The sequence below is a fragment of the Streptomyces sp. NPDC001678 genome, assembly GCF_042892945.1.
In the GTDB taxonomy this organism is placed as follows: Bacteria; Actinomycetota; Actinomycetes; order Streptomycetales; family Streptomycetaceae; genus Streptomyces.
The window spans coordinates 20209-43260 of record NZ_JBIAUP010000003.1; the positions used below are offsets into that span (position 1 = coordinate 20209).

At 69.0% G+C, this 23052-nt stretch carries 21 protein-coding genes; 8 read left to right on the forward strand and 13 right to left on the reverse strand.

Annotated features, from left to right (window positions below):
- Positions 1 to 452: 452 nt before the first annotated feature.
- Positions 453 to 1520 (forward strand): GntR family transcriptional regulator, encoded by a 1068-nt coding sequence (locus ACFYZR_RS06845; RefSeq protein ID WP_391906135.1) that lies wholly within the window; start codon positions 453 to 455, stop codon positions 1518 to 1520.
- Positions 1521 to 1785: 265 nt separating this feature from the next.
- On the opposite strand, the gene ACFYZR_RS06850 is transcribed toward ACFYZR_RS06845, so the two are convergent.
- Positions 1786 to 2709, reverse strand: a complete 924-nt coding sequence (locus ACFYZR_RS06850; protein WP_391906138.1) for an FkbM family methyltransferase — start codon at positions 2707 to 2709, stop codon at positions 1786 to 1788.
- A gap of 223 nt (positions 2710 to 2932) precedes the next feature.
- On the opposite strand from ACFYZR_RS06850, the gene ACFYZR_RS06855 reads away from it, so the two are divergent.
- Positions 2933 to 3577, forward strand: a complete 645-nt coding sequence (locus ACFYZR_RS06855; RefSeq protein ID WP_391906141.1) for a GIY-YIG nuclease family protein — start codon at positions 2933 to 2935, stop codon at positions 3575 to 3577.
- Positions 3578 to 3873: 296 nt separating this feature from the next.
- On the opposite strand, the gene ACFYZR_RS06860 is transcribed toward ACFYZR_RS06855, so the two are convergent.
- The 3 genes from ACFYZR_RS06860 to ACFYZR_RS06870 form a co-directional block, all read right to left on the reverse strand.
- Positions 3874 to 5361, reverse strand: coding sequence for a caspase domain-containing protein (locus ACFYZR_RS06860; protein WP_391906144.1), 1488 nt, complete (start codon positions 5359 to 5361; stop codon positions 3874 to 3876).
- A complete protein-coding gene (locus ACFYZR_RS06865; protein ID WP_391906147.1) occupies positions 5361 to 5744 on the reverse strand; it encodes a hypothetical protein in 384 nt (127 codons plus the stop codon). The genes ACFYZR_RS06860 and ACFYZR_RS06865 overlap by 1 nt, the downstream gene beginning before the upstream one ends.
- A 710-nt stretch (positions 5745 to 6454) precedes the next feature.
- Positions 6455 to 6910 (reverse strand): hypothetical protein, encoded by a 456-nt coding sequence (locus tag ACFYZR_RS06870; protein ID WP_391906149.1) that lies wholly within the window; start codon positions 6908 to 6910, stop codon positions 6455 to 6457.
- A gap of 143 nt (positions 6911 to 7053) precedes the next feature.
- Here ACFYZR_RS06870 and ACFYZR_RS06875 point away from each other — a divergent pair, with 143 nt between their 5' ends.
- On the forward strand, positions 7054 to 8622 hold the full coding sequence (locus ACFYZR_RS06875; RefSeq protein WP_391906151.1) for a hypothetical protein: 1569 nt from the start codon (positions 7054 to 7056) through the stop codon (positions 8620 to 8622).
- Positions 8623 to 8673: 51 nt separating this feature from the next.
- On the opposite strand, the gene ACFYZR_RS06880 is transcribed toward ACFYZR_RS06875, so the two are convergent.
- The 3 genes from ACFYZR_RS06880 to ACFYZR_RS06890 are packed head-to-tail and all read right to left on the reverse strand — an operon-like array spanning position 8674 to position 11416.
- Positions 8674 to 9672 (reverse strand): acyl-CoA thioesterase, encoded by a 999-nt coding sequence (locus tag ACFYZR_RS06880; RefSeq protein WP_391906154.1) that lies wholly within the window; start codon positions 9670 to 9672, stop codon positions 8674 to 8676.
- 5 nt (positions 9673 to 9677) lie between these two features.
- Positions 9678 to 10070: a PPOX class F420-dependent oxidoreductase gene (locus ACFYZR_RS06885; RefSeq protein ID WP_391906156.1), complete on the reverse strand. Its 393-nt coding sequence runs from the start codon at positions 10068 to 10070 to the stop codon at positions 9678 to 9680.
- A 53-nt stretch (positions 10071 to 10123) separates the two neighbouring features.
- Entirely contained in the window at positions 10124 to 11416 is a 1293-nt protein-coding gene (locus ACFYZR_RS06890; RefSeq protein WP_391906159.1) for an alpha/beta hydrolase, read from the reverse strand.
- 338 nt (positions 11417 to 11754) lie between these two features.
- Between ACFYZR_RS06890 and ACFYZR_RS06895 the strand changes: the two genes are divergently transcribed.
- Positions 11755 to 13350 carry an FAD-dependent monooxygenase gene (locus ACFYZR_RS06895; protein ID WP_391906162.1) on the forward strand — a complete coding sequence of 532 codons (1596 nt, stop codon included), beginning with the start codon at positions 11755 to 11757 and terminating at the stop codon, positions 13348 to 13350.
- 39 nt (positions 13351 to 13389) lie between these two features.
- On the opposite strand, the gene ACFYZR_RS06900 is transcribed toward ACFYZR_RS06895, so the two are convergent.
- Both ACFYZR_RS06900 and ACFYZR_RS06905 read right to left on the reverse strand, forming a co-directional pair.
- A complete protein-coding gene (locus tag ACFYZR_RS06900) occupies positions 13390 to 14334 on the reverse strand; it encodes an NAD-dependent epimerase/dehydratase family protein (protein ID WP_391906165.1) in 945 nt (314 codons plus the stop codon).
- Positions 14335 to 14340: 6 nt separating this feature from the next.
- Positions 14341 to 15324: a ScbA/BarX family gamma-butyrolactone biosynthesis protein gene (locus tag ACFYZR_RS06905; RefSeq protein ID WP_391906167.1), complete on the reverse strand. Its 984-nt coding sequence runs from the start codon at positions 15322 to 15324 to the stop codon at positions 14341 to 14343.
- 129 nt (positions 15325 to 15453) lie between these two features.
- Here ACFYZR_RS06905 and ACFYZR_RS06910 point away from each other — a divergent pair, with 129 nt between their 5' ends.
- On the forward strand, positions 15454 to 16083 hold the full coding sequence (locus ACFYZR_RS06910; RefSeq protein WP_391906169.1) for a ScbR family autoregulator-binding transcription factor: 630 nt from the start codon (positions 15454 to 15456) through the stop codon (positions 16081 to 16083).
- A gap of 16 nt (positions 16084 to 16099) precedes the next feature.
- Here the strand turns inward: ACFYZR_RS06910 and ACFYZR_RS06915 are convergent, their stop codons facing one another.
- Positions 16100 to 16714 (reverse strand): TetR family transcriptional regulator, encoded by a 615-nt coding sequence (locus tag ACFYZR_RS06915; RefSeq protein ID WP_391906172.1) that lies wholly within the window; start codon positions 16712 to 16714, stop codon positions 16100 to 16102.
- A 415-nt stretch (positions 16715 to 17129) separates the two neighbouring features.
- Here ACFYZR_RS06915 and ACFYZR_RS06920 point away from each other — a divergent pair, with 415 nt between their 5' ends.
- Both ACFYZR_RS06920 and ACFYZR_RS06925 read left to right on the forward strand, forming a co-directional pair.
- A complete protein-coding gene (locus ACFYZR_RS06920) occupies positions 17130 to 18275 on the forward strand; it encodes a sensor histidine kinase (protein ID WP_391906175.1) in 1146 nt (381 codons plus the stop codon).
- Positions 18276 to 18295: 20 nt separating this feature from the next.
- Positions 18296 to 19030, forward strand: coding sequence for a response regulator (locus ACFYZR_RS06925; RefSeq protein WP_391906177.1), 735 nt, complete (start codon positions 18296 to 18298; stop codon positions 19028 to 19030).
- Here ACFYZR_RS06925 and ACFYZR_RS06930 read toward each other — a convergent pair.
- From ACFYZR_RS06930 to ACFYZR_RS06940, 3 genes are read right to left on the reverse strand one after another with little or no spacing between them, the layout of a single operon-like run.
- Positions 19016 to 20134, reverse strand: coding sequence for a beta-ketoacyl synthase N-terminal-like domain-containing protein (locus tag ACFYZR_RS06930; protein WP_391906180.1), 1119 nt, complete (start codon positions 20132 to 20134; stop codon positions 19016 to 19018). The genes ACFYZR_RS06925 and ACFYZR_RS06930 overlap by 15 nt on opposite strands.
- Positions 20131 to 21354, reverse strand: coding sequence for a beta-ketoacyl-[acyl-carrier-protein] synthase family protein (locus ACFYZR_RS06935; protein WP_391906183.1), 1224 nt, complete (start codon positions 21352 to 21354; stop codon positions 20131 to 20133). Before ACFYZR_RS06935 ends, ACFYZR_RS06930 begins: the two co-directional genes overlap by 4 nt.
- Positions 21347 to 21625: an acyl carrier protein gene (locus ACFYZR_RS06940; protein ID WP_391906186.1), complete on the reverse strand. Its 279-nt coding sequence runs from the start codon at positions 21623 to 21625 to the stop codon at positions 21347 to 21349. The genes ACFYZR_RS06935 and ACFYZR_RS06940 overlap by 8 nt, the downstream gene beginning before the upstream one ends.
- 333 nt (positions 21626 to 21958) lie before the next feature.
- Between ACFYZR_RS06940 and ACFYZR_RS06945 the strand changes: the two genes are divergently transcribed.
- On the forward strand, positions 21959 to 22984 hold the full coding sequence (locus ACFYZR_RS06945; RefSeq protein ID WP_391906189.1) for a ketoacyl-ACP synthase III family protein: 1026 nt from the start codon (positions 21959 to 21961) through the stop codon (positions 22982 to 22984).
- Positions 22985 to 23052: the final 68 nt, after the last annotated feature.

Here is a 23052-nt window from a genome sequence, read left to right on the forward strand (position 1 = left end):
GGAGCTTCTCGCGGTGATGGAGACCGCTGACTGGTTCGGGCTGGTCGTGAAGGAGAGCGGCAGCACCGCTTGGGCCGCCATCAACAGAGAAACCCCCGCGACAGAGCACTGTCCGGGGGCGTGGCCATCAGCTTTAGGGAGCTGACGAGCATGGTCGAGACTATCCGCCGCGTCATGGCTTGGGCCAGACGGCAATTCGTTCCCCCGCCCGGGCGTCATCGCCGAGGCGCACCGTTACAGAGCCCCGTCGAGATGCCTGCGGCCGCGCCCGCGGCGTCCACTTGGCGCCTCCCCCGCCAGAACGCGCACGACCCCGAGGTACTCCGCGCCGAGGAGAACGCCCTCGTCCGCCCGTACGTACTGACCGACGAGGAACGAGTCGTCCAATGGCGCCAGTTGGCGCAACGGCGAGAGGCCTCCTGCCCGCACCTGATCGTTAGGGAGGCCCACTGATGGCCAACTCGTTCGTGAAAATCGCTGACGATCTGCGGAAGCTGATCGAGGCCGGTGAGTTCCAGCAGGGCCAGCGGCTACCGGCCGAGGCGAGCCTGGCTGATCTCTACCAAGTCAGCACCCCTACGCTCAGGAGCGCGCTCATCCTGCTTGAGGCTGACGGGTTGGTGGAGAAGCGCCACGGCAAGGGCAACTACGTCCGCCGGCTTTCTCGACGGCTCTCGTACGTTCAAGGACAGACCGGCCACTCGGCCGTCGAGGAGTCCTTGCAAGTCCACGTCCAAGCGCGCGAGGTGAAGGCACCCAAGCCCCTCGCAGAACTCCTGGACGTACGCCCGGGCGCGGCTCTGGCCGAGTACGTCTACCTGAGCGTTCGGGAGGCTTCACCACAGGCGCTGACCCGCGTGTACGTGCCCCACGCTGTAGCACGGCTCAACGCCCCGGCGGACAGTCCGTCGCCCTGGGGCAATGACGTCCCGGCCCTGCTTTCGGAGGCCGGCGTGGAGGTGGCGACGACGGCTGACCGTCTCGTCGCCCGACTCCCGAACGCCGATGAAGCAGCAATCCTCCGCATCGCGCGAACGGTACCTGTGACCGCTATCGAGCGCACTTTGCTCGATCGAAAGGCGCGCGTCGTGGCTGTGGCGCTGCTGACTCTCCGCGGTCACGACACTGAGGCCGTCTTCTTCCACGAAACCCCCGCCGCGATTCCCGGAGACTCGCCACTTCGCCGACTGCCCTGGAACACGCCCGAGGGAAACCCGTGCTTCCTCAGCGCGGCCGAGCCCGCCGCCGGCAAGGTCGCTCAAATCGCTGACTCCGTCGAAGCGGAGCAAGTCAAGGCGGGCGTCGAGGTATTGGCAGGCGCACGAGCGGTGCTGGACGAACCTGCTTCGGACCGTCTCGCGCTGATGTTCGCACTGACACGCGCGGTCGAATCCCTGGAAGAAGTTCTGAGGGTCGCGGAAGGCCGGGGAGCACCCATGCCCCCGACGGGCGGCGACGAGCCGAGCGATGGAAACGAGGCCACAGTCAGGGGTGACGAGACCGCCAAGGCGCCAGAATGACCGGCCGAACCGGAGGTCGGATACGGCCCTCGCGGACACCGGACCAGTGTTGCGGCTACTGCGCCGGGCACACCGTGATCTGGTGCCCGGACTGCTGCGGATTCGAGGGGTGCAAGACGTGCCGCTGGACGTACCAGGTCCCGTGTCCTGCGTGTGCCGGCGGCAAACTCGAAAAGATCCGCTGGTGAAGACGCCCTGAAGGAAGGGAGGCCCTCCTCGCACGCTTCGGCCCGGCTCCCCCTGGAGGAGCCGGGCCGAGCCACGTTCAGGGGAGCGTCTCGGCATCCACCCGGGAGAAGATCAGGTCACTCTCACCTACGACCGGCCCTCGTAAGCGAACGGGGACCTTGACCGGCCCGCTCAGGGCTGCCACGTAGCTCTCGGGCGAGTAGTCGTTGGCAAGTCGATAGGCGTGGAACCCGTGCCTGGCCATGGTCGCCAGCAGCTCGTCTGAGGAATCGCCCAGCTTCGCCATACGCTCAGGCGTGACTTCGACGGTGATCTCCACATCGTCTCGGAGCCTGTCGAGCATGGGCTCCATGCCCCGAACGACCTTCCCCTCAGCGCCTTCGACATCGACCTTGATCACCCGGGCGGAACTGATCTCCGAGGGGAGCAACACCTCTGGAAGCGGCCGGGCCTCAATGGCAAACGTCGACGCGGTCGGCCCGTCATACGGCACGACGCTGTTCGCCCCCAGGTTGCGAGCGCTGGCGAGGGTGAACGTCAGCTCCTCTCGCCTGTCGGAGATGGCGGTGTTGACCGCACGCACAGCCGTGAAACCGTTGAGCTGTGCCTGTCGCAGAAGGGCGCGGTGAAAGGCTGGCGAGGCCTCAATCGCTACCACGCGCCCCTGATCACCAACCAAGCTCGCAGCAAGAAGTGCGAAGTACCCGATGTTGGCGCCGGCGTCGACGAAGGTGTCCCCGGGCTGGAGGCGACGACGGAGCCAGCACGTCATGTGGGGCTCCCACACGCCGAACATGTAGACATAGCGCTGGATGAGGTCTCGGGTGTCGACCGCGAACCTCACGCCGACTCGCGAGCGGGTGACGATCCGGCGAGGGTGATCACGCAGCAGCGGATTCAGCCACTGCACCGAGAGGGCCGCGACGCCAGGTGCACCAGGGGCGTAGCGAACGTACCACCGACCAAAACTGACCACGTGCTCCACAGCACCGGCTCTCATTCCTCTGCACTGTTGTGCGGGATCGATGCCGGGTCAAGCCTCGCCGTACTCGGCTGGTCGAATTCGGCCGTCGCCCCGCGCCCGATCACAGTGTGACCCGAGGACGGCCCCTAGTGCAGCCAAGGGGCAGACGCGCGGACTCTCGGGCATCACACGGCAAGGCCGATTGTCAGTGGGGCCGCGTACCCTATCCGAGATCATCAGCAAGTCCCCCGAGGTACATGTGCCCCCGCTCGACATACCCAAGACAGACCCTGCCTGGGAATCCATCGAAACCTACCTGAACGGATTCCAGAATTACCCGGGCAAGTCGAAACAAGGGTACGTATACGTCGTAGAAGTCGAGGGCGCACGTCGCCGCCTCAAGATCGGCTGTACAACCGGCCCCCGACGACGAATATCGGACTTCCGGAGGGATGCCCGGAACATCGGCGACCGCCTAACCAGAGTATGGATCTCTCCCGTCCACCTCGACTACGGGGTCACGGAGACACTAAGCCTCCAGGAGGCACGAGCGATCAGCCCATCGTTCACCGAGACAAGCGAATGGTTCCCCTCTCTACCCTTCGACACCGCCCAGGCCATCGTGGCGCGTCATGCAGAATCGATCAGCGCATCGACACTGCTGACCGAAAAACGAGAAGAGCGTGAACGCGAACAGGCTGCAGCCAAAAGGGAGGCACTCAAAACCCGATATACCCCCCGTCCCCCACAGCGCAGCGACGAGCCCGATGGCAAGCTCGTCGGCACACTCCAGCCTCTCGCCGCCGGCGACTTCGTCCCGATCCCCTCCTATCTACGCGAACGCCTCTACCCGCAAAATGAAAAAGAGAGGAACAATCGGCGGTATCCAATGGCGATCCTGTGAGACACAGAGTAATCCGAGGCAAGCCAAACCATTCGGGCGTCACTGCCACCATAACGGCCACAGCACGCCGAGGGAGCTCTTGGGAGAAGCACACCCATGTTTCAACCCCTCTCCAGCACCACAGCTCTCGGCGAGCGAAACGGAGCGAGCGAGGACTGAATTTTGCAATCCGTCCCTCGATGCACCAACCCAGACCAATACAGACCGACGCCCTGACCTGCAGCGTTGCCGTGCGCCCAGGTCGCAGCCTTCCCTGCATCTCATTTGACCTGGGAAGGCCACAAATCAAAGCAGGCTTACTCCTCGGACTCACCTTTCAACCTGTAGTAGCGTCGGATGCTGGCCGCCAGCCGAATAGATTCGGCCTTCTTCATTCGGAATTCAGCAGCCTCGACACGCTCCAGACGTAACTTCTCCTTGATGTCCGGATGAAGCTCCGGAAAGTAAACATCCATAACCGTTCCGCGGAAGAGATACGGCGCGAGGGCGACAGGCAATCCCATAATACAGACACCGAAACTCTTATCTAGGAGACCGCGACCACTCATCGTATTCAAGATATAGCCTACCGGGCCGGCAGATACAACTAGCGAGACAAACAGGTACGGATACCGAGGGAGATCGATACCGTAAATCCGATAATGGGCATCGAATCCTGCTATCGAGAGGAACACCAAGGGGGGCATAGCGGTCACCAATGCCCGGTCAAACCACCCATCGACGCTCCCCACTGACAGCCATGTGAGCCAGCAGGACCACAGGATGATGCCAACCGTAAAGACGGAACCAAACCAGGCTACGGCTTTATTGCCTTTGCTTGACTCGCTTTTCCCAAACCTCTCTTCAACGACTCTGGCGTAATCCTTCAGCTTCCCATCGTGGGTTCTTTCCCAGGTCTGCGGATCGGCCAGTTGCGCCAGAGATGGGGGTGTCCGCTGCATGGCCGATGCGGAGGCCGAGGCAGTCACAGGGGACCTGCCAGCGGGCGGCGACTTCTGAGGGGATGAACCAGTGCTTGGTGTGCTAGGTGGCTCAGTCACCCTCGGCCGTGTGGGTCGGTACGAGGCCGGACGGCGGGCGATGGCCACGTCGCCTTCCCCCGCGAACTTCAGTTGTGGAGCGATGACAGCATCTGCAGTTACCCAATGATGCACCTGTCGATAGACCTCAAGAACGGTCAGGTGCCCTGCATCCTTGCCGGGTTGGGCGCTCCGCAAGGCGCGAACGAGTTGGCCAGTGAACAGGCTGGTCTGGCCGTGATGGGAGGCCGCTCGGGCGAGTTGGGTGGATCTGCTGCTGGTGAGGACGTAGCGGCCTTTGCCTGCGGCAGGAGCTGAAGGAGTGAGCCCCTTGAAGGCGCCGCTGTAGCAGCAGTCGAGAATAATGACCGTGGTGGCCGCCGGTGAGCCGTCGACGATGTTGTTGATCTCGATAGCGCTCAGAGCAGTGGCGCGCAAGCCAGCGGTTCTGGTGTCCGTGGCGCAGAGGTAGAGAGTGCCACGTTCATCGAGTTGGCCATGGCCGCTGTAGTAGAGCAGCAACACGTCCCCGCGGGCTGCGGTGGTAAAGAACTCGTCGACCTTTTCCCTCAAGTCCTGGATACCGTAGTCGGGCAGGGTTTCGACGTCAGGAGAGTTAAACAGCCCTACTTGTGGGTCAGTTAACACCTGCTTCAACTGCGTGATGTCGGCGAGAGGACCGTTAAGGGCCGGGAGGCTGTGTGGGTCGCGGAGGTAAGTTGCGTTGCCGATCAGCAGCCCCCGGTAGCGCCGGCCGTCCGTCATCAGTCATCCCCCAATCGACTCCCGAGACCCTCGGTGAGCGCCTGGAAAGACGTCTGGTCGATGTTGTCGCCAACGACCCGGATGCTCCGTTCCACTCCCGCGGCATCGGTCCAGACCACAGTCAAGGTTCTGGTCTTGTCTCGGGCCAACCAGGCCCGAAAGCACGTCACGGCGGCGGTCAGCCCGCCGGAAGACCCCAATACGAGAACCGTTGCCTCGACGGCACCCTTGTGGCCCGGCCTGGGCACACCGCGGTGGACGATCGATCCTGCCTCTTCGCGCAACGCCGCATGCAAAGCCGCGACCTGGTCGCGCCAGGGTTGATCATCCGGATCGAATCTGCTGGTCTCCGGACGGATCACTACTTCGGCCTCTGTGGTCATGCCCTCCCCCTCATGCACCTACAGTGGGCAGCATATTGCTCGGGCCCCGCGGAACGAGTCCGCCGCCGCACCGATCCACCGCTGAAGCTTCCGGGCCGTCACTGCCGTCAGACGTCTACTTGGCCATGCCCCCCTCCCATGTTTCAGCCATGTCTATGGGGCTACAGGTGGTGCTTGGGGGATCGGAGTGGAGTAAGCGGGGAGTGGATCTTGTAGGTCGTCCCTCGCCGCACCAACCCGGACCAATGCAGACCGACGCCCTGACCTGCGACGTAGCCATACCCCCAGGCCACAGCCACGCTCGTACTTCGTTCGGGACGAAGAGGTCGTGGGTTCAAATCCCGCCACCCCGACAGGTGAATAACCAGCTCAGGCCCGGTCTTCTCACAGAGAAGACCGGGCCTGAGTCGTTTCTCGGAGCGTCCGGGGAGCGAGCGGGGAGTGGATCTCGGAAAGCGGAATCTCCGGGATCCCGCTAACGGCGACCCCTCAGCAGCACATCGAGGGCCCGGGCAGGTGATGTAGGACACATCGCCCGCCGGATCGATGTGGTCGTACCGAGCCTGCACCGAGCCGTCCAGGTGACCGAGGCGCTCGTCCATCTCGCCTGAGGAATCGCCCAGCTTCGCCATGTGGTCGGCCTCACCCGGCCTGGGGTGCTCGCCGGACCGGGCGGTCCGGCGAGCAGGGGGTGTGAGGCCGGCCGGGCCTCACGCGTGATCCGTCTCCTTCGACGGCGTCGTCTGCGGCTTGCGGTGCAGGCCGCTCGCCTTCTTCCAGGCCCACCTGATGGCAGCGGCGATGCCGGTGGCGGCGAGGGTCGCGAGGAGCGAGGGCAAGGCCGTGTGTGCGAGGTCGTACGCCGACGACCAGCCCGCCATGGGACGGACGTCGGTCTGCGGCGGCGTCGCCGCGGTGGCCTCAGCGGTGGAAAAGACGGAAAAGACAGCTTCGGTGGCCAGGAAAGCCAGCAGGACCACACCTGTGGGCCGGGCACGGTAACGCATGCGGCCCTTCCAGTGGCGGTTTCGGCTGGACTCGCGCCCGCACAGGCGCGCCTTCTTAGCCTGGTACATGACACCCTCTCGATGGGTGGGGCCGGGCCGCTGATCCTTGCTTGCCGGCTGGTGCGGCGGCCCGGTCGTCGGAATGCCGGTGTCGATCACGCCGGCTGTATCCAGTCGACACCCCGCTCCGGAGGCCCTGACGGCACTCTTACGGATGAATGGTTGTCATGAAATCTTCGATTGGCCCTCGTAGTCGGGACGATTGAGGCCTCTGACAGCATCTGACACAGGGGGCGTCGGCCGTGCCCGCTCAGAAACCGCGTCCGGGCCGGGCTATGCACCGCCTGCGCGACGCCGTGGCTGCCCTGCACCGAGCCGCGGGGGAACCGTCGGCCCGGAAGGTCTCGCAGCACGTCGAGGCACTGTCGCAGCAGCGGGACGACCGGCTGGCAACCGCCTCGCACACCGTGGTCCGTGAGATTTTCAACGGCTCCCGCCGGACACGCGAGGACACTCTGTACGCCGTGGTCGTGGCCCTGCACGACATGAGCTGTGGCCCGCGCACGGAGACGGAGGGCGACGCCTGGAAGCGGGTCCGATCGCTGTGGGCGGACGCGGCCCGGGAAGACCTCCCCGTCGAGGCCCGCGACTTCGCCGACGTGATGTGTGACGCCCTGGGCCGGCTCGGTGGCGATCTCGATGTCATCAGCCGGCGCGCGGGGGCCTGTCTGCCGGACGGCCACGGCGATGGCGTTTCCGTGAAGGCGCTGCGGGCCATGAAGGAAGGGACCAAGGTGCCGCAGCCCTGCGAGCTCGACGCGCTTTTGCGCCTGCTCGCCGAGGACGGCCGGGTACTGACCGGGCCGGAGCACCAGATGCTGATGCTTTCGTACTGCGCGTTGCTCCGCGCTTGCGCGCCCGAGCTCCACGAGCAGTACCTGTTGTTGCAAGAGCTGGAGGCCCGGCGCGAATACGCCTTCGTTCTGGAGGACCGGGACCGGCGGCGTGCACAGGAGCTCGAAAGGCATCGGGCCGAGGGCGAGAGGCTGCGGTCACAGCTGGAGCAGGCCGGGAACGACGCTGCTCTGGCCCACCATCAGCAGCAGGTCCACCAGGGTCTGCTGCGCTGGCAGCAGAGCGAACTCGGGCGCGCGCGCCGGGAACAGCGTGGGGCCGCGGACGGCGCGCGGCGTCTCCACGCGGCCCAGGCCCGCGTCCAGGAGCTGGAGGAGATGCTCGGCGCCCGCTCGCGGGATTGCGAACGTACCTGTGCCGCCGAGCGCCGTGCTCTCCAAGCCCTCCGAGCGGTGCGCGTCGAGCGTGACAAGCTCCGGGAGCAGATGGCCCTCCAGGAGGCGGAGATCGCGGTGCGGTCCGCCTCCGCGAACTTCCGCGTCCCGCCGCCTCCCGCGACGCCCCCGTACAAGCACGAGGCCGTCGACCTGGGTACCCGGAGGCTCGTGCCGGACTTCGAGAAATCCTTCCACTCCGACCCGTACGCGGGCCGTCCCGCTACCGGTGTGCCGGACCACCTGCACACGGTGCCCCCAACCGGGCTCGACGCGCCCGGCCGACCAGGGGCACCGGCTCCGTGGGAGACGGCTGACTCCGCAGGGCCATGGAGCACACCGTGGCCGGCTTCGCCGACGCCCGCGTACCCGCCGGGGCCAACAGCTGTGTCCTACGGCCGGAGTGCCCTGCCGGTGGAAACCGGCTGCACAGAGCTGTCAGACCGCCCGACTGCCCGGAACCTGACACCGCTTCCGGACGTGAGCACTCCCCCCGCGCTGCCTCCCGCCCCTACGAAAAAGCCCGGGCTCATCCAGTTCATGTTCGGGCCGGGCACCGGCCGACACGCACGGCGTCGCTGACGGCTGCGGCGCTGACGGCTGCGCCGCCCGGTCGCGTTCCTGTGTCAGTTGTCAGTCGGTCTCGGGTCGCGCAACGGCCCAGGAGTACGGATCGATTTCCTGCGGCTGGGTTTCACCGGGGCGGGAGGTGGTCGTGGCGGGCGACCTGCGGAGGCGGATGAGGCCTTCCTGGGCGACGGTGGCCGCCAAGGTGCCGTCGCGGGTGTAGATCCGGGCGTGGACAAGACCGCGGCCGTCCGTGCTCGTATGGCTCTGCTGCTCGTAGAGCAGCCATTCGTCGACGCGCAGCGGACGGTGGAACCACATCGCGTGGTCCAGGCTCACAGCCGTGCCCCGTCCGTCGTTGGGCAGGCCGCTGCGGTGGTACGGGGACGCCGTGTCCAGCAGGGTCAGGTCGGAGAGGTAGGCGACAAGGCACGAGTGTGGGCTGTGCAGGTCGGAAGCGCCGACGGGCACAGGGCCCCGGGCCCGGAACCACAGGCGGGTGGCGGGCGGTCCGGCAGCCGTCTCCGGTGCGGGACGGGGCCCGGGCACGTAGCGCACGTCGACGGCGTGCCGCAGTTCGCGCAGGCGCTGGATGACCGCGGGGTGCACATACGCCGGCGGCAGCTCGGTGGCGTCGGCCAGGGCCTCCGGGGCCGGGACGCCCGGCATCGGGGTCTGGTGCTCCGGTCCGCCCCGGGGAGTCGGGCGTTTGAACGACACCGTGAGGCAGAAGACCGCGTGTTCCCCGCCGTCGTCCTGGACCGCTGTCACCCGGCGGCTGGTGAAGGCGTGGCCGTCGCGGACGCGTTCGACCCTGTACGTGATCGGTGCGGCGGGATCGCCCGGGTAGAGGAAGTACCCGTGCAAGGAGTGCGGTTCACGCCCCGGGGTGACCGTGCGGCTCGCCGCGGCCAGGGACTGGGCGATGATCTGGCCGCCGAACATGACGGGCATGGCGGTGGGCGGGCCCGGTTCCGCCCGGAAGGTGTCGGCGTCCGTTCCCACGAGACCGAGCAGTCCGAGGAGCGGTCGCGGGACCGGCGCGAGCGGAAGCGCGGTCGTCATGGCGGTCACTGGAAGGTGACGCGCACGGGACGGACCGCGACGGCGATCCGGTGCGGCGCGTCGCCGGGCAGCGCTCCGCCGAGCTCGCGGCCGTAGCGGTCGGCGAGCTCGGTGAACAGGTGGCATCGCGGGTCCGGTTCGATCCGTTCGACCGTGCCGCGGAGTTCGAGGTACCGGTACGGCTGCTCCGGGTCGTTGATGGACACGGCGACCCGGGGCTCGCCGCTGAGGTTCCGGAACTTCCGGCGCGTGGTCGTGGTGGTGAACCACAGGAGTTCGCCGTCCCAGCGGACCCACATCGGATTCGACTGCGGCATGCCGTCCGGACGGACGGTCGCCAAATGCGCGAACAGCGGGCGGGTGAGGAGGTCTAGGTGGCTTTCGGGAATGACGGGCATCTGGGGTCGCTCCAGGGGTCAGCACTTGCGAATGCGCGGGCTACCGGAAGGCATCAGGCGCCTGTGGTCACGGAGGCCAGGAACGGAATCGCCGACTGCAGGAAAGAATTCCTTTCCGGCTTGGCGAGGAGAATGTCCTGGTGCAGCATCGAGAAGTCCGAATGAAGACTGAGGCCGGGGATCCTCGTGTTCTGCTCCAGTTTCCTGGCGGCACAGCCCACGGTGCCGCGCGCGAATTGGGACTCGAAAACGTAGAGCGGTACGTCCACTTGCGCCGTGTGCCGCAGTCTCAGCCCGAGGGACCGGGCGATGTCCGAGTCCGTGAATCCGATCGCCGCGTGGTAGTCGAGCATTCCGCGCGCCGGGGAGTACCACTCGCGGGCCGAGCGCTGCGCCGTGCCCGCGTAGACCTCGGCGACGCGGGCGAGCGGGCTGGGGCCCGTGTCGAGCCAGTCCCCCGCATCGGTGAGGCGCCCCGACTGGACCGCGTGGCCCAACTGGGGCGCGAGCGTGTCGACGAGGAGACCGAACAGCCCCGCGTTCGTCAGAGGACGGCCGAGGGCGAAGGGTGCGGGCAAGGCGTGGGCCAGGGCGGCGGGCCCGTGGGGGTCCTCCAGCGCGTGTCTCGCCGCGAGCTGCCACCAGATGGCCCCGGCCTCCGGTGCGTCGCCGAGACCCAGCGCCGCGCTCATGCCTTCCTCGAACACGGCACCGTGTTCGATGGCCTCAAGGGCCGCGCGGGCGGACTCGTGGCTGATTCCGGTGGGAATGCCCGCGCCCTCGTAGGCGTCGTAGGGACCGCCGTCGAGAACCATCAGCGCGGAGAGGTCCGCCGCGCCGGGGCGACCGTCGAAGTCCCAGGCCGCGTAGCACAGTGCGGTCAGGCCGCCCAGTGAGTGCCCGCCGAGGATGACCTGCCGGCCGCCGGCGGCGGCCTCGTCGACGGCGATGCGCACGTCCTCCAGCAGGCGGGCCAGGCCCCACCCTGCCGCCCGGGGAGTGCTGTCACCCGCGGTGCGGTGGTGTCCCCCCAGGTAGTAGTGGCGTGCGGCGGCCAGGTCGCCGGCGAAGCCGCTGAGGTCGGCCAGCTGCCGCTGGCGGCGGTCGAAGGCCCAGACCTGCAGGTCCGGTACGGCGCGGACCAGGTCCCGGGCGACGAGCAGGAACACGCCGGCCCCGTAGCCGCGGGGCGGGACCAGGACGAGCACCCTGCGGGACGCGGCAGGGCCGATCTTGAGCAGGTGTGCTCCCCCGTCGCCGGGCAGCGGCTCGTAGGTCTCAGGAAGGCTGTACGAGGCGGCGCCGTCGGGCGTCACCGGCGCCCTCAGGGCATCTCCGATGGTCACAAGCTTCTCCTGGCGGTCGGATGCGCACGCATCTCACCGTTGATTCCGTCGATTTCGTTGATTCCGTTGGTTCCGCTGGTTCCGTTGGTTCCGTTGGTTCCGTTCATTTCCGGGGAGCTTCGCATACGGACATCGAAGAAAAATAAAAGGTCGATCGAACACGGCGGCCGCCTCCCCCCGGCCGTCGGCATTCGCAAGAAAGGGCTTGCCGGACCGCCGATTCCCCGCATAGCTTCGGGGAAATAGCGATGCCTGCGCCACAGGCGTTTTCCTGCCGGGCAGAGGGAGCGGGGCAGCCGGCGTGGCGCCTTCTCCACCGCAAGAAAAGGAAGCTGCGCGTGAGCCATTCACCTGAGACTCTGGTGGTCGGTGCCGGCCCCACAGGGCTGACCCTGGGAATAGAACTGCTGCGACGGAACGTGCCGGTCCGCGTCATCGACCGGGAAGACCGACCGCATCCGCATTCCAAGGCGATCGTGCTGTGGCCGAAGACCCTGGAGGTCTTCCGGCGGCTCGGGGTGGACGAAGAAATACTCGACCGCGCGCTGCCGCTACCGGCGGCCAACTACTACTCGGACGGCCGCCGCGTCGCGCGGATCGGGTTCGGGCGGCTGCCCGGATCACGCTTCACCACCCCCGTGGCGCTGCCCCAGGAGCAGACCGAAGCGGTGTTGCGGGCGGCGTTCCGCCGGCTCGGCGGACAAGTCGAGTTCGGGCTGGAGCTCACCGGGATCGAGCAGTCGAAGGACGGGGTGCGGGCCGGGCTGAGTTCGGCCGCGGGCACGCGGCAGATGGACGCCGCCCTGGTCGTCGGCTGCGACGGAGCGCACAGCACGGTGCGGAGCCTGGCCGGGATCGGCTTCAGCGGTCTGACGTATCCGCAGACCTTTCTTCTGGCGGACGGCCCGTGCGACACCGAACTCGCCCATGACGAGGCGCACTACTTCATGACCAGCCAGGGCGTCCTGGTCGTGGTCGGACTGCCCGACGGTGGGTACCGGGTGTTCGCCGGAGTGCGGCCCGACGCCCGGATCACCGATCCGCTGGGGATGTTGCGGCGCGCCGCCGAGGAACGCTGCCCGGTTCCCCTGCGGATGGCGGGATCCGCCCGCACCGGCGTCTTCCGCGTGCACGCGCGCCGGGCCGACCGGATCAGGGCGGGGCGTGTTCTCCTCGCCGGTGACGCGGCCCATATCCACAGCCCGGCCGGTGGTCACGGCCTCAACACCGGTGTGGAGGACGCCCACACCCTGGCCTGGCGGCTCGCGCTGCCCCACGCCGCGGAGGTGGAGCGTGAGCTGGGCCGCTGGGAGCGGGAGCGGCAGCAGGTGGCCGCCGGCGTGGTCGCCGACGCCCATCGTCAGACCCGCATGTGGATGCTCACGGGGTGGCGGGGCAGGCTGCGGGACACGGCGCTGCGGGCCGGCCAGCACAGCGGCCTCCTCAACCGGTGGGCGCCGCCGCGCATGGCCCAGCTGCACCACACCCACCCCGGGCACGAGCGCGGCGCGGGGCACGTCGTCCCGGGGCGCCGCGTCCCGGACGTACTCCTCGGCGGCCTGCGGCCGGTCCGCGTCCACGATCTGCTCCGCCCGGGGAGGCCCGTCCTGCTCGTCCTGGCATCGGACGAGTCCTCCCCGGAACGCGCGGCGACGGTGGCACGCCTGCTCGCCCCCGGCGGCCCGGCACACCGGGCGCCGGGGGACGACCGCGACCGGCTGCGGGTCCTGACCGTGGCGGACGCGGCGACGGCGAAGGGCGTCCGGGCAGCCGGGCCCGAAGCGCCGCAGGTCGTCCTGGACCGCCAGGGCACCGCTCACCGCAGCCTGCGGGTCCCCGGGCCGCTGGCCGTGTGGATCCGGCCGGACGGCATCGTCGAGAAGGTCCGGCGACTTGACGACCCGGGCGTGGGTGACCGGAAGCGCCGCGGGTAGGCCGGCCCCCGCAGGCTGGGCAGGCCGGCCCCCGCGGGCTCAGCCCGCGTGCAGCTTCTGCCGGTACCAAGGCGCGTACTGGAGGAAGCGGTCCCGGAAGCCGGGGCCCGGATCGCAGCCGAGGTCGGACCACAGTTCCGTGCTGTCGAACCAGTGGTCCGTCGTCATCATGTCCAGGTCGTGCGACGAGCCGACCCGCGCTGCCCAGAACGCGCTCGCCTGGGCATGGGTGAGGTCGGTCACCGGGTAGGGAATGCCCGCGGCGGCGGCGATGGCGCGCAACAGTTCGTCGCACTCCACCGGCTCGGGATGGTTGGCGTGGTAGACGGAGGCGGACAGGCTCGTGCCGGGTGCCAGGCCGACGGCCAGTAAGGCCCGGGCCAGGTCCTCCACGGCGATGACCGACATGCGTGTCCGCCACCGGTCCACGGTGCCCGGCAGCGTGCGCAGCATCTGCGCCAGCCTGGGGACCACCCAGGTGTCGGCCTCGCCGTACACCAGGTGGGGACGCAGCACGATGCCGCCGGCGGCCAGGACGGCGTCCTCCGCCCACGCCCGGCTTCGTGAGGTGGCCGAGGCGGGAGCGCGGGTGAGCTCGCCGGCCCGCATCCGTTTGAACGGACCACGGCCGTAAACGGAAGCGGTGCTGAGGTAGACGATGCGCCGCACGCCGGCCCGCTGGGCTTCGGCGACCAGTGCCGCGCTGCCCCGGGCGTTGACGGTCTCGCAGAGCTCGCTCGGGACACCGATGTGCGAGGCGCAGTGCACCAGGACGTCCACGCCGTCGCACACGCCGTGCAGGGAGGCTGGATCGGACAGGTCCGCGGTGACGAACCGGCCGACGGAGGCGGCGCTGTGGACGGGGCGGCGGTGCACCATCAGACGTACGGGCAGCCGCTGTTGTGCGGCGCGACGGACGACGTGCCGTCCGATGAAACCGCTGGCGCCGGTGATGAGGACGGTCGGTGGCTGGGAAGTGGTCACAGCCGCTCAGCCCCGGGGACGCAGGGTGACGAGGGCGGTGAAGGCGGTCTCGCCCCGCTGCGTCCCGGTGATGACGACGGGGATGTCCCCCACGGCGTCGGGCCGGCCCGGATGCGCCTCGATCCAGCACGGGGCGTCGAGTTCCGAGTAACGGACGAACTCGCTCTCCAGTTCGACCAGCACGGCGTCGGGGATGCGGGCGGCGGCGAGTGCGGCCTGCCGGGCCGCTTCGAGCAGAACCATGCCCGGGACGTGGTCGACGGGGTGGTCGAAGAGGACCGGGTGCGTCGTGTCGACCCGGATCTGCCATCGCCGCGGGGTGGCCGATGTGGTGGCGGCCAGTACGACGTCGCGGGCGGCGGCCCTGCCGACTGACGCGGGCATGACACCCAAGGGCACGGCCAGCGGGCTGGTGACGCGACGTTCGCCGCGCAGCCGCCGGTAGACGGCGGGACTCATACAGCTGAAGCTCGCCTGGGCCGTGGCCAATTGCCGCCCGTCGCGCCAGACGTGGGCGTGGTAGCGCATGCCCGCCAGGAGCCGGCCGTGCCGGACGACGTCGTGGCAACTGATCCGGAGTTCGACCTCCGTGGGCTCCGGGCTCACGGCGAAGAGCCCGGGAAGGGCCGAGAAGGACATCCGCCGCATCAGGAACTGGTGGGTGAGCGGCACCTCGTACGCGGCGTGAGCGAGCAGCGCACCGGCCTGCCGGACCGATTCGACGAGCAGCAGAGGATCCTGGTAGCCGCCGGACGGCGCGAACAGGGCATGACCCCTGGGCCACTGCGCCCCGACCGAGAAACATTCAGACCTGTCTGTTTTCCAGCTGGTGAGCAGAACCTCGGACACCGCGGCCCGATGGACATACTCGCGCGGGACGGTGGTGGTGAGCTGTGGAAGCGGAGCGTCCGCCAAGTCGACGCGGATCGATCGGTAGTCGCCTGATGCCGTGAACGGGCCGGCTATGGACGTGGTTGTACCGCTGTACATGCGCCATTACCTGTTTTCTCGCAGGCAGAGAGGCCATGACTGCATTGTCGTGTCCCCCTGTCACAAACAATGATCACGTGCGCCAGCTAAGATACAGACAGGTCCGTACGAATTTAAAGTGGGTTTCAGATGAGTCAGCAGGAGCGCAGCGCGCGGTCGAGACAAGCCATCCTGGAGGCTGCCGCGAGCGTCTTCGACGAGCGTGGGTACGACGCGGCGAGCACGACCGAGATCCTTGCGCGCACCGGCTTCACCCGCGGCGCCCTGTACCACCACTTCCCTTCGAAGGAAGCGATCGCCCTCGCTCTCGTGGCGGCTCAGACGGAGGCACTGGCCGTGCCGACCCAGACCGTGAAGCTGCAGGAAGTCATCGATCTCACACAGGAGTTCGCCCGCCGACTGCAGAGCGACACGGTGCTCCGGGCCAGCGTGCGGCTGTCCGTCGAGCAGACGTCGCTGCCGCAGCCGTCGCGCACTCCCTACGAGTGGTCCGTCGAAGCGATCTCGGTGCTGCTGCAGCAGGCGGGCGAGCAAGGAGAGACGCAGCCGGGGCTGAACATCGACGAGATCGCCCACTACATCGTGGGAGCCTTCACGGGGCTCCAGATCGTCTCGCAGGTCTACACGGGGCGGCAGGACCTGCCGGAGAGGGTCTCACTGATGTGGCGGCTGCTGCTCCCGTCCATCGCCGTGCCCAGCCTCGCCCTGCGCCTGCGCACGACGCCGCCGGCCGCACCGTCCGGCGACATCGCCGAGTAGCCGACTTCCCTCCTGATCAAGGGAGTTGCGCCGGTCCGGACGACTCGTCCGGACCGGCGCTCCCACCGCGGGCCGGATCGAAGAGGGCGCTTATGCGTCGCCAGACCCGCTCGGAGGTCTTCGGCTCCCACCACGTCCGGTCGACGTGCCCGAGGGACTCCAGGCCGGCCGTGACGGCCACCGCGAGTTCGGCCAAGTCCCGGACGCCCTGGGAGAAGAGCCCCCTCTCGGCGGCCAGCCTGCCGGCGACCGCGAGACGCACCGAGTCCAGCACTTCCTCGCGCAGCCGAGGCGGCTCGGAGGAGCCGTCCGGCCCGAGCTGCATGCCGGCCCGGACGGTGGGATCGTCGCGCAGGGCCGCGCCGAGCGCCGAACTGAACCGGGCGGCGGCGGACTCGGCCGGACCGGCGAAAGCGGTGTCGGCCAGGGCCGCGATCGCCGCCCGGGCCTGGGCGTAGACCTCCGCCGCCAGCTCCTCGGTCGTGGAGAAGTGGTGGTAGAGCGCCCCTCTGCTGACCCCTGCGCGGCGGCAGATGTTCACCAGCCCGGCGTTGCCCGGCCCCCCGGCCGCTATGAGTTCGGCGGTAGCCCGGATGAGAGCCTGACGGGTCACCTCACCGCGCTTCTGCATCGGGGGCACTGTCCTTTCCTTTGCGCGAGGGGAGGAACACAGACCGGCTGCCGGTCGGTCACCGACCGGCGCCACCGCACCACAAACGCCACGGACCTGCGCCTGGGTACCGGTCAGCGTCAGTGAACCACCCGGAACCGATGCATACAACTCTGCCTGTCTTTGCTCGGCAGCACAGCACACAAACGCGCCATCCCGATCAGCCTCCGAGGCGACATCAGCCAGTCTGACCAGTCCATTTTACCGTTACGTAAGAAAGACCCGCCACACATGAACACCTCATCCGAGAGCGCCAAGTGTTTGACAAGCAGACAGGTCTGTTTGTTAAGTTCGAACGTAGCTGCCGACAACATCCCCGCAATTGACAGGCCGACGTACCGCGTCGGCACGGGGAGTTGAGCGTTGAGGAGTCCACATGGATAGCTCGGTCGCCATAGGCCAGCCAGGGGGAAGAAGCCTGGGCACTGTGCTGGGAGGGGTGTTCGCGGAAGCACTGCAGGAGGGGCTCGCGCGTGCCATCAGGGCATCCGACCAGCGCACGCTACGCCGACCCCGCTCACCCAGCGCCACGACAGCGACCCGGGACCCGATCCCCGCGGTCCTGCCGAAGGACTCGGCCGACGCGATCCTGGACCGCTTCTCCCGTTCCCTGCCCTCCGCGCTACTCCCGGACGACAGCGAAGTCCCCGCCCTGCACAGGGGTTTGACGACCTTCGCGCGTCACATCCTCACCCGTGCGGCCACTCCCGGTCCTCACACGCCGTCATCCGCGCCGCCCGTCATCGACGCCTCGCCGCACCACCTCGCCACCGGCACCGTGCTGCTTCTCGAGTCCGCTCTGCTCCACCTGCTCGAGAGCGCAACCAGCGACAGCAGGACGGGACTTGCCCAAGGGGTGGCACTCGTCCGTACGCTGGGCAAGGCGATGTGCGCCACCGCCGGGGACGCGTGGGCCGGAGACCACGGCTGGAACGAACGCCGCCGGCTGGCCCGCCAACTCCACGACGGACTCGGCAGCACACTCGCCATCGCTCTGCACCGCATCGAGCTCAGCGAGGAGGACCCCGGCTCCGCCGCCGCCCACCTCGCCGCCGCGAAGACAGCACTCGACGACGCCGTCCACGAGAATCACGCGCTCATCAGCGGGCTGCGCCGGCACGCCGAAGTGCCGCCACTGCGCGAGGCACTCGAGGCATTCGTGAACGCCGCACGGCCGGCCGCCCGGGTCACGATCATCGAGACCGGCAACGAGACGCTCGCTTCCGACCGTTGCCGCCGCGAGCTCTTCCTCGTCCTGCGCGAAGCCCTGCGCAACAGCCTCAAGCACGCTCAGGCCGAGCACATCGAGGTCACCCTCCGTACGACGCGACGCTGGTTGTTCGCATGCGTCGCCGACAACGGTGTCGGTTTCCGGACCGACGCGGTCCCGGGCCGCAGCCGCACCGCGCACGGGCTGAGCTCCATGGCCGAGCGGATCGAAGAGCTCGGCGGCCGCCTGCGCATCGACAGCAGTCCGGGCGGCGGGACCCGCCTGCAAATCCACTTGCCGCTGCAACCCTGATGGCGACGAGGAGACCCCCCATGCCCCTGACCCGCATCGTTCTGGCCGACGACCATGCCCTCTTCCGCGAAGCCCTCGGCGACCTGCTGAACGCCCAGCCCACGCTGAGGGTCGTCGGACATGCCTCCGACGGAGTCGAAGCGATCCGGCTCACCGCTGTCCATCAGCCGGATCTGCTGCTGCTCGACCTGCAGATGCCCGGCAGCCACGGACCGCTCACCATCAGGACCGTCCTGGAGACGGCGCCACGGACCCGGATCCTGCTCCTGTCCGCCTTCGCCGAACCCTACGAGGCGGACGAACTGCTGGCCGCCGGCGCCCGGGAATTCCTGCACAAAGGCATCCGCCGGGAGCTCCTGCTCGCGGCGATCGCGCGCACCGTCGACGGAGACCGCCACGGCATGCTCTCACCGCCGCCCGTCGCGACGGCACCGCACGGACACGCCGTCGAGCCCCTCTCGCGCCGGGAACACGAGGTGCTCGTGGGAGCGGCGGCGGCGATGAGCAACCGCCAGATAGCCGAGCGGCTCGCCGTCACCGAGGGGACCATCAAGCGCCACCTGCACAACGTCTTCCGGAAACTGGGGGCGGTGTCACGGATCGACGCGGTCAACAAGGCCGTGCAAGCGGCCCTGATCCCCGCACCGACCGTCTCGGTACGGACGGTCCCGGCGCCGACGCCGGAGCGGCCGTGGCACCAGGGGAAGGGCACCACGGCCGGCTACGGTCCGGCTGGATCCTCACGCGGCGGGTGAGCAGCACCGTACGAGCGCCGCGGCGACCGACCCGTCGTTCCCGACGGAGGTCACCAGGCCCCAGGCGGCGTCCTTGCCCGCCTGCTCGTTCTCCCAGCGCGCCAGGAGCGCGGCGAGCTGCAGGGCACCGCTGGCACTGTACGTCTCGCCCAGCACGTCCTGCACCCGCACGACATCCGGGCGATGCCCTGCCAGGGCCGTGCGCAGCGCGCGGGTCTCCACGGCCTGCCAGCCGCGGCCGCCGCTCGCCCCGGCCGAGACGACGCCGATGTCCCGCGCGGACACACCGCCGGCACGCAGGGCGTCCTCGACGCACCGCGTCAGGGCCGAAGCCACGGCCAGGGGGCCGTCGGCGACCGGGCTGAAGGCCACCTCACAGGCGACCAGCTCGGCCAAGGCCGCTCCGGTGCCGGATTCGAGGACGAAGACGGCGCTTCCCTCGCCCACCGCGGCTCCGTCCGGCAGCGCGCCGCTGCGCTGCCACGCCCATGCGGACTGGGCGCTGAGCTCCTCCACGCCCCCGGTCAGCAGTCGCGTCGCCCGCCCGTTGACCAGCATGGTCCGTGCGTAGCGCAGAGCCGAGAGGCTGGAGACCTGCCCGCCGGCCAGACTGGCGTTGACACCGGTGAGCGAGTGCCGCATGGCCACCTGGCTCGCGGAGTGGTTGAGCAGGAGGCCCGGGAACAGCGCCGGACTGACGAGGTACGGGCGCTCCTGCTCGTAGGTGTCCCGGAAGAACTCCGAGAACGCCCGGGCACTGCCGGTGCTCGTACCGAGCACGACCCCGGTGTGCGGCCGCTCGGCCTCACCGACGGGCTCGGGCAAGCCGTCCAGGGCCAGTTCGGCCGCCGACATGCCCAGCGTCGTGGTGCGGCTGAGACTGCTCAGCCTCTTGCGCCCCAGGAATTCCTGGGGGTCGTAATCGGGGACGGGCAACAGGCGCAGCGGCGGAACGCTCTCCCCCGCCAGCGCCCCCGCACCGCCGTCGGCCGGCGGGACCGAGCCCGAACGGACCGCCTCGTGCAAGGCCTTGCCGCCGACTCCGGCCGCGCTCAGCACCCCGTAGCCGGTGATCCGCACCGCCGTGGGCACACTGCCGTTCATTGCGGCCTCCCGAGCATCACAATGGCGTTGTTGCCGCCGAAGGCGAAGCCGTGGTTCTCCACGACCCGCGGCTGTGCCTCCCGGGCCCGGCCGGGGACGCAGTCCAGTCCCGGGCCCAGGGCCGGATCCACCGACCGCACGGTCGACGTGGGCGGAAGGAAGCCCTCGTGCAGGGCCATGCAGCAGGCCAGCGCGCCGAATCCGCTGGCCGCGCCCATCGTGTGGCCCAGCATCGACTTGATGGAGCTCACGGGGGGCAGTTGGGCGCCGAACACCTCGCGCATCGCCGCGACTTCGGTCGAGTCGTTGGCGGCCGTGCCGGTGCCGTGCGCACACACGTAGTCCACCGCCTCCGGCTGCACACCGGCGCTCGCGTGGGCACGGCGGATGCATTCGGCGATGCCGCTCCGGTCCGGCTGCGTCGGGTGCTTGGCGTCACAGGTGATGCCGTAGCCCAACACCTCGGCGTAGATCCGGGCGCCCCTGGCCTGTGCGCTCTCCCACGACTCCAGCAGCAGGGCGGCTCCGCCCTCCGCCGTCATGATGCCGCCGCGGAACTCGTCGAAGGGCCGGCACTCGTCCGCGGCGATGGCACCGAGACGGTGGAAACCCGCGTGGGTGGCGCGGTTCACCGCATCGGCACCGCCGACGATCATCACGTCGGCATCGCCGCCGCGGATGACGTCGAATCCGTATCCGATCGCGTAGTTACTGGCGGAGCAGGCGGTGCCGAACGTCTGCGCCTCGCCGCGCAGGCGGAGTTCGGTGTTCACCGCCGCCGCGATCCGGTGTGCCGGGGCCTGTGCGGCGAGATCGCCGTTGATCTCCGCCAGGCCCTCCGCCAGCCACTGTTCGGTGAGCTCCTGGAAGACCCGCGCCTCGCCATTGGTGGTGCCCATGGCGGAGCCCGCACGCGCGGCCGACAGCTCGTCCTCGTCCCAGCCGGCGTCCCGCACGGCCATTTTTGCCGCTGCGGCGGCGAACTGGCTGCTGCGGCCCCACTGGTCCAACGGCAGCCGCTCCAGATGGTCCTGCGGGCGGAAGTCCAGGACCTCACCGGCCTGCGTGTGCTCGAAGCCCGTGCTGTCGAACGACTGAATGGGAGATATTCCGCTGCGCCCCGCGCGGATGGCCTCGGCGAACGCCCCGGCTCCGATGCCGAGGCTGCTCACGGCGCCGAGGCCCGTGACCGCCACCCGGCGCGGCCGGCGCTCAGACACCTGCGGGCGCGGTGACGTGACGCGCGATCAGGGCGTAGGCCGACTCGAGGTTGTCGAGGTCGACCAGCTCCTCCTGCGGGATCTTGAAGCCGAGCTGGCGCTCGAAGCGCGAGAACATCTCGATGATCAGCAGCGAGTCGGCGTCGAAGTCCTCGGCGAAGCTGTGCTCCTCGCGCACCTCCTCGGGCGTCACCTCGAGAACGTCCGCCACGATCTCCCGGACCTTGTCGCGCAGTTCGGCGGACAGACCAGTGGCCAGGTTTTCCGACATGGGTATTCCCTTCACCAGGGCAGCTCCGAGAGCTGCCTGTACCGTGTGGTTCCGCTACGCCGTCCGTGGAATACGGAAGCGCCATGGAAGATGCCGCATCGTGCGGGATTCAACGGGGATCCGCGGCGCATCAGCTTTCCGCCGCCCGGGCCCCTCTCGCCATGAATGCTGCCATAGCAAGCCTCCCGGCAGAACCCTCCGCCAGGTTTTCCCCGCGAACTTTCATGCGCATTTGACGCGCATTCCATTCACCCTGGAAAGAATCACGGCACTGCGACGGGATCGTCCCGCTGTCAAAGGTGAGGGGGCTCCTTTATGAGACCGCCTGTGCGAGTGGGTATTGCCTCAACGGCCGTCTGGCTGCCGGAAAAGCGCGACGGCGCGGCCGAAGCCGTGGCCGAGGACCGAGTGGAGGCGCGTGCGGCCCGGGACCTGGGGCACCCCCGGCTCCCTGTCGCCGACGCCATATCGGCGCCGGAGATGGCCGTGCACGCGGCGCAGCAGGCGCTGTACAGCGGCGGCGTACGGGCCGCCGACCTGGGGCTGCTGTGCCACGCCTGGATGCACTATCAAGGTCACGACCTGTGGTCGCCGGCACACTACATCGCGCACCAGATCGGCGCGCACCACTCCGTTCCGGTGGGCATTCAGCAGATCTGCAACGGCGGCGCGGCCGCCCTGGAACTCGCCGTCGCCCGCCTGTCCCTGGAGTCCTCCTCGCCCCGGCACGCCCTGGTGACGACGGCGGACCGCTTCGTCCCGCCGTGGTTCGACCGCTGGCGCAGCGACTACGGGGCGGCGTACGGAGACGCGGCGACGGCCGTTCTGCTGCGGCAGCCCGCCGAGCCGGACGACGCCCTGCTGCTGCGCGCGCTGAACACCGCGGCCGCCCCGCACCTCGAGGCGATGCACCGGGGAGAGGACCCCTTCGCCCGGCTTCCCCGGGACAACTCCCCCGTCGTCGACATGCGCCGGACCAAGCGCGTCTATCTGCGCGACCACGGGGTCGAGGAGTTCAGCAAGATCAACCGGGAGATGATCCGGTACGTGGTCACCGGTGCCCTGCGCGACGCGGTGCTCACCGCCGACGACCCCCGCCTCCGCTTCCTGCTGCTTCCCCGGCTCGGACGCAAGATCTTGGAGGACGCCTGGTACCCGACCCTGCGAGAGATCACTCCGGCGCCGGTCGTCGACTGGGGTCACGACACCGGGCACCTCGGCACCGGCGATCTGCCGGCGGGGCTGAACGAAGTGCTGCGCCGGGACGCGCTGGCTCCCGGGGAGTTCGGGCTGGTGCTCAACGCCGGGGCGGGCTTCACCTGGTCGTGCGCGGTGGTGGAAGCCCCCGGCCGGCACTGAGGGCACCACCCGGCGAGCGGCCGTGGGGGTGTCGGCACCATCCCGGTGCCGGCACCCCCACGGCCGTT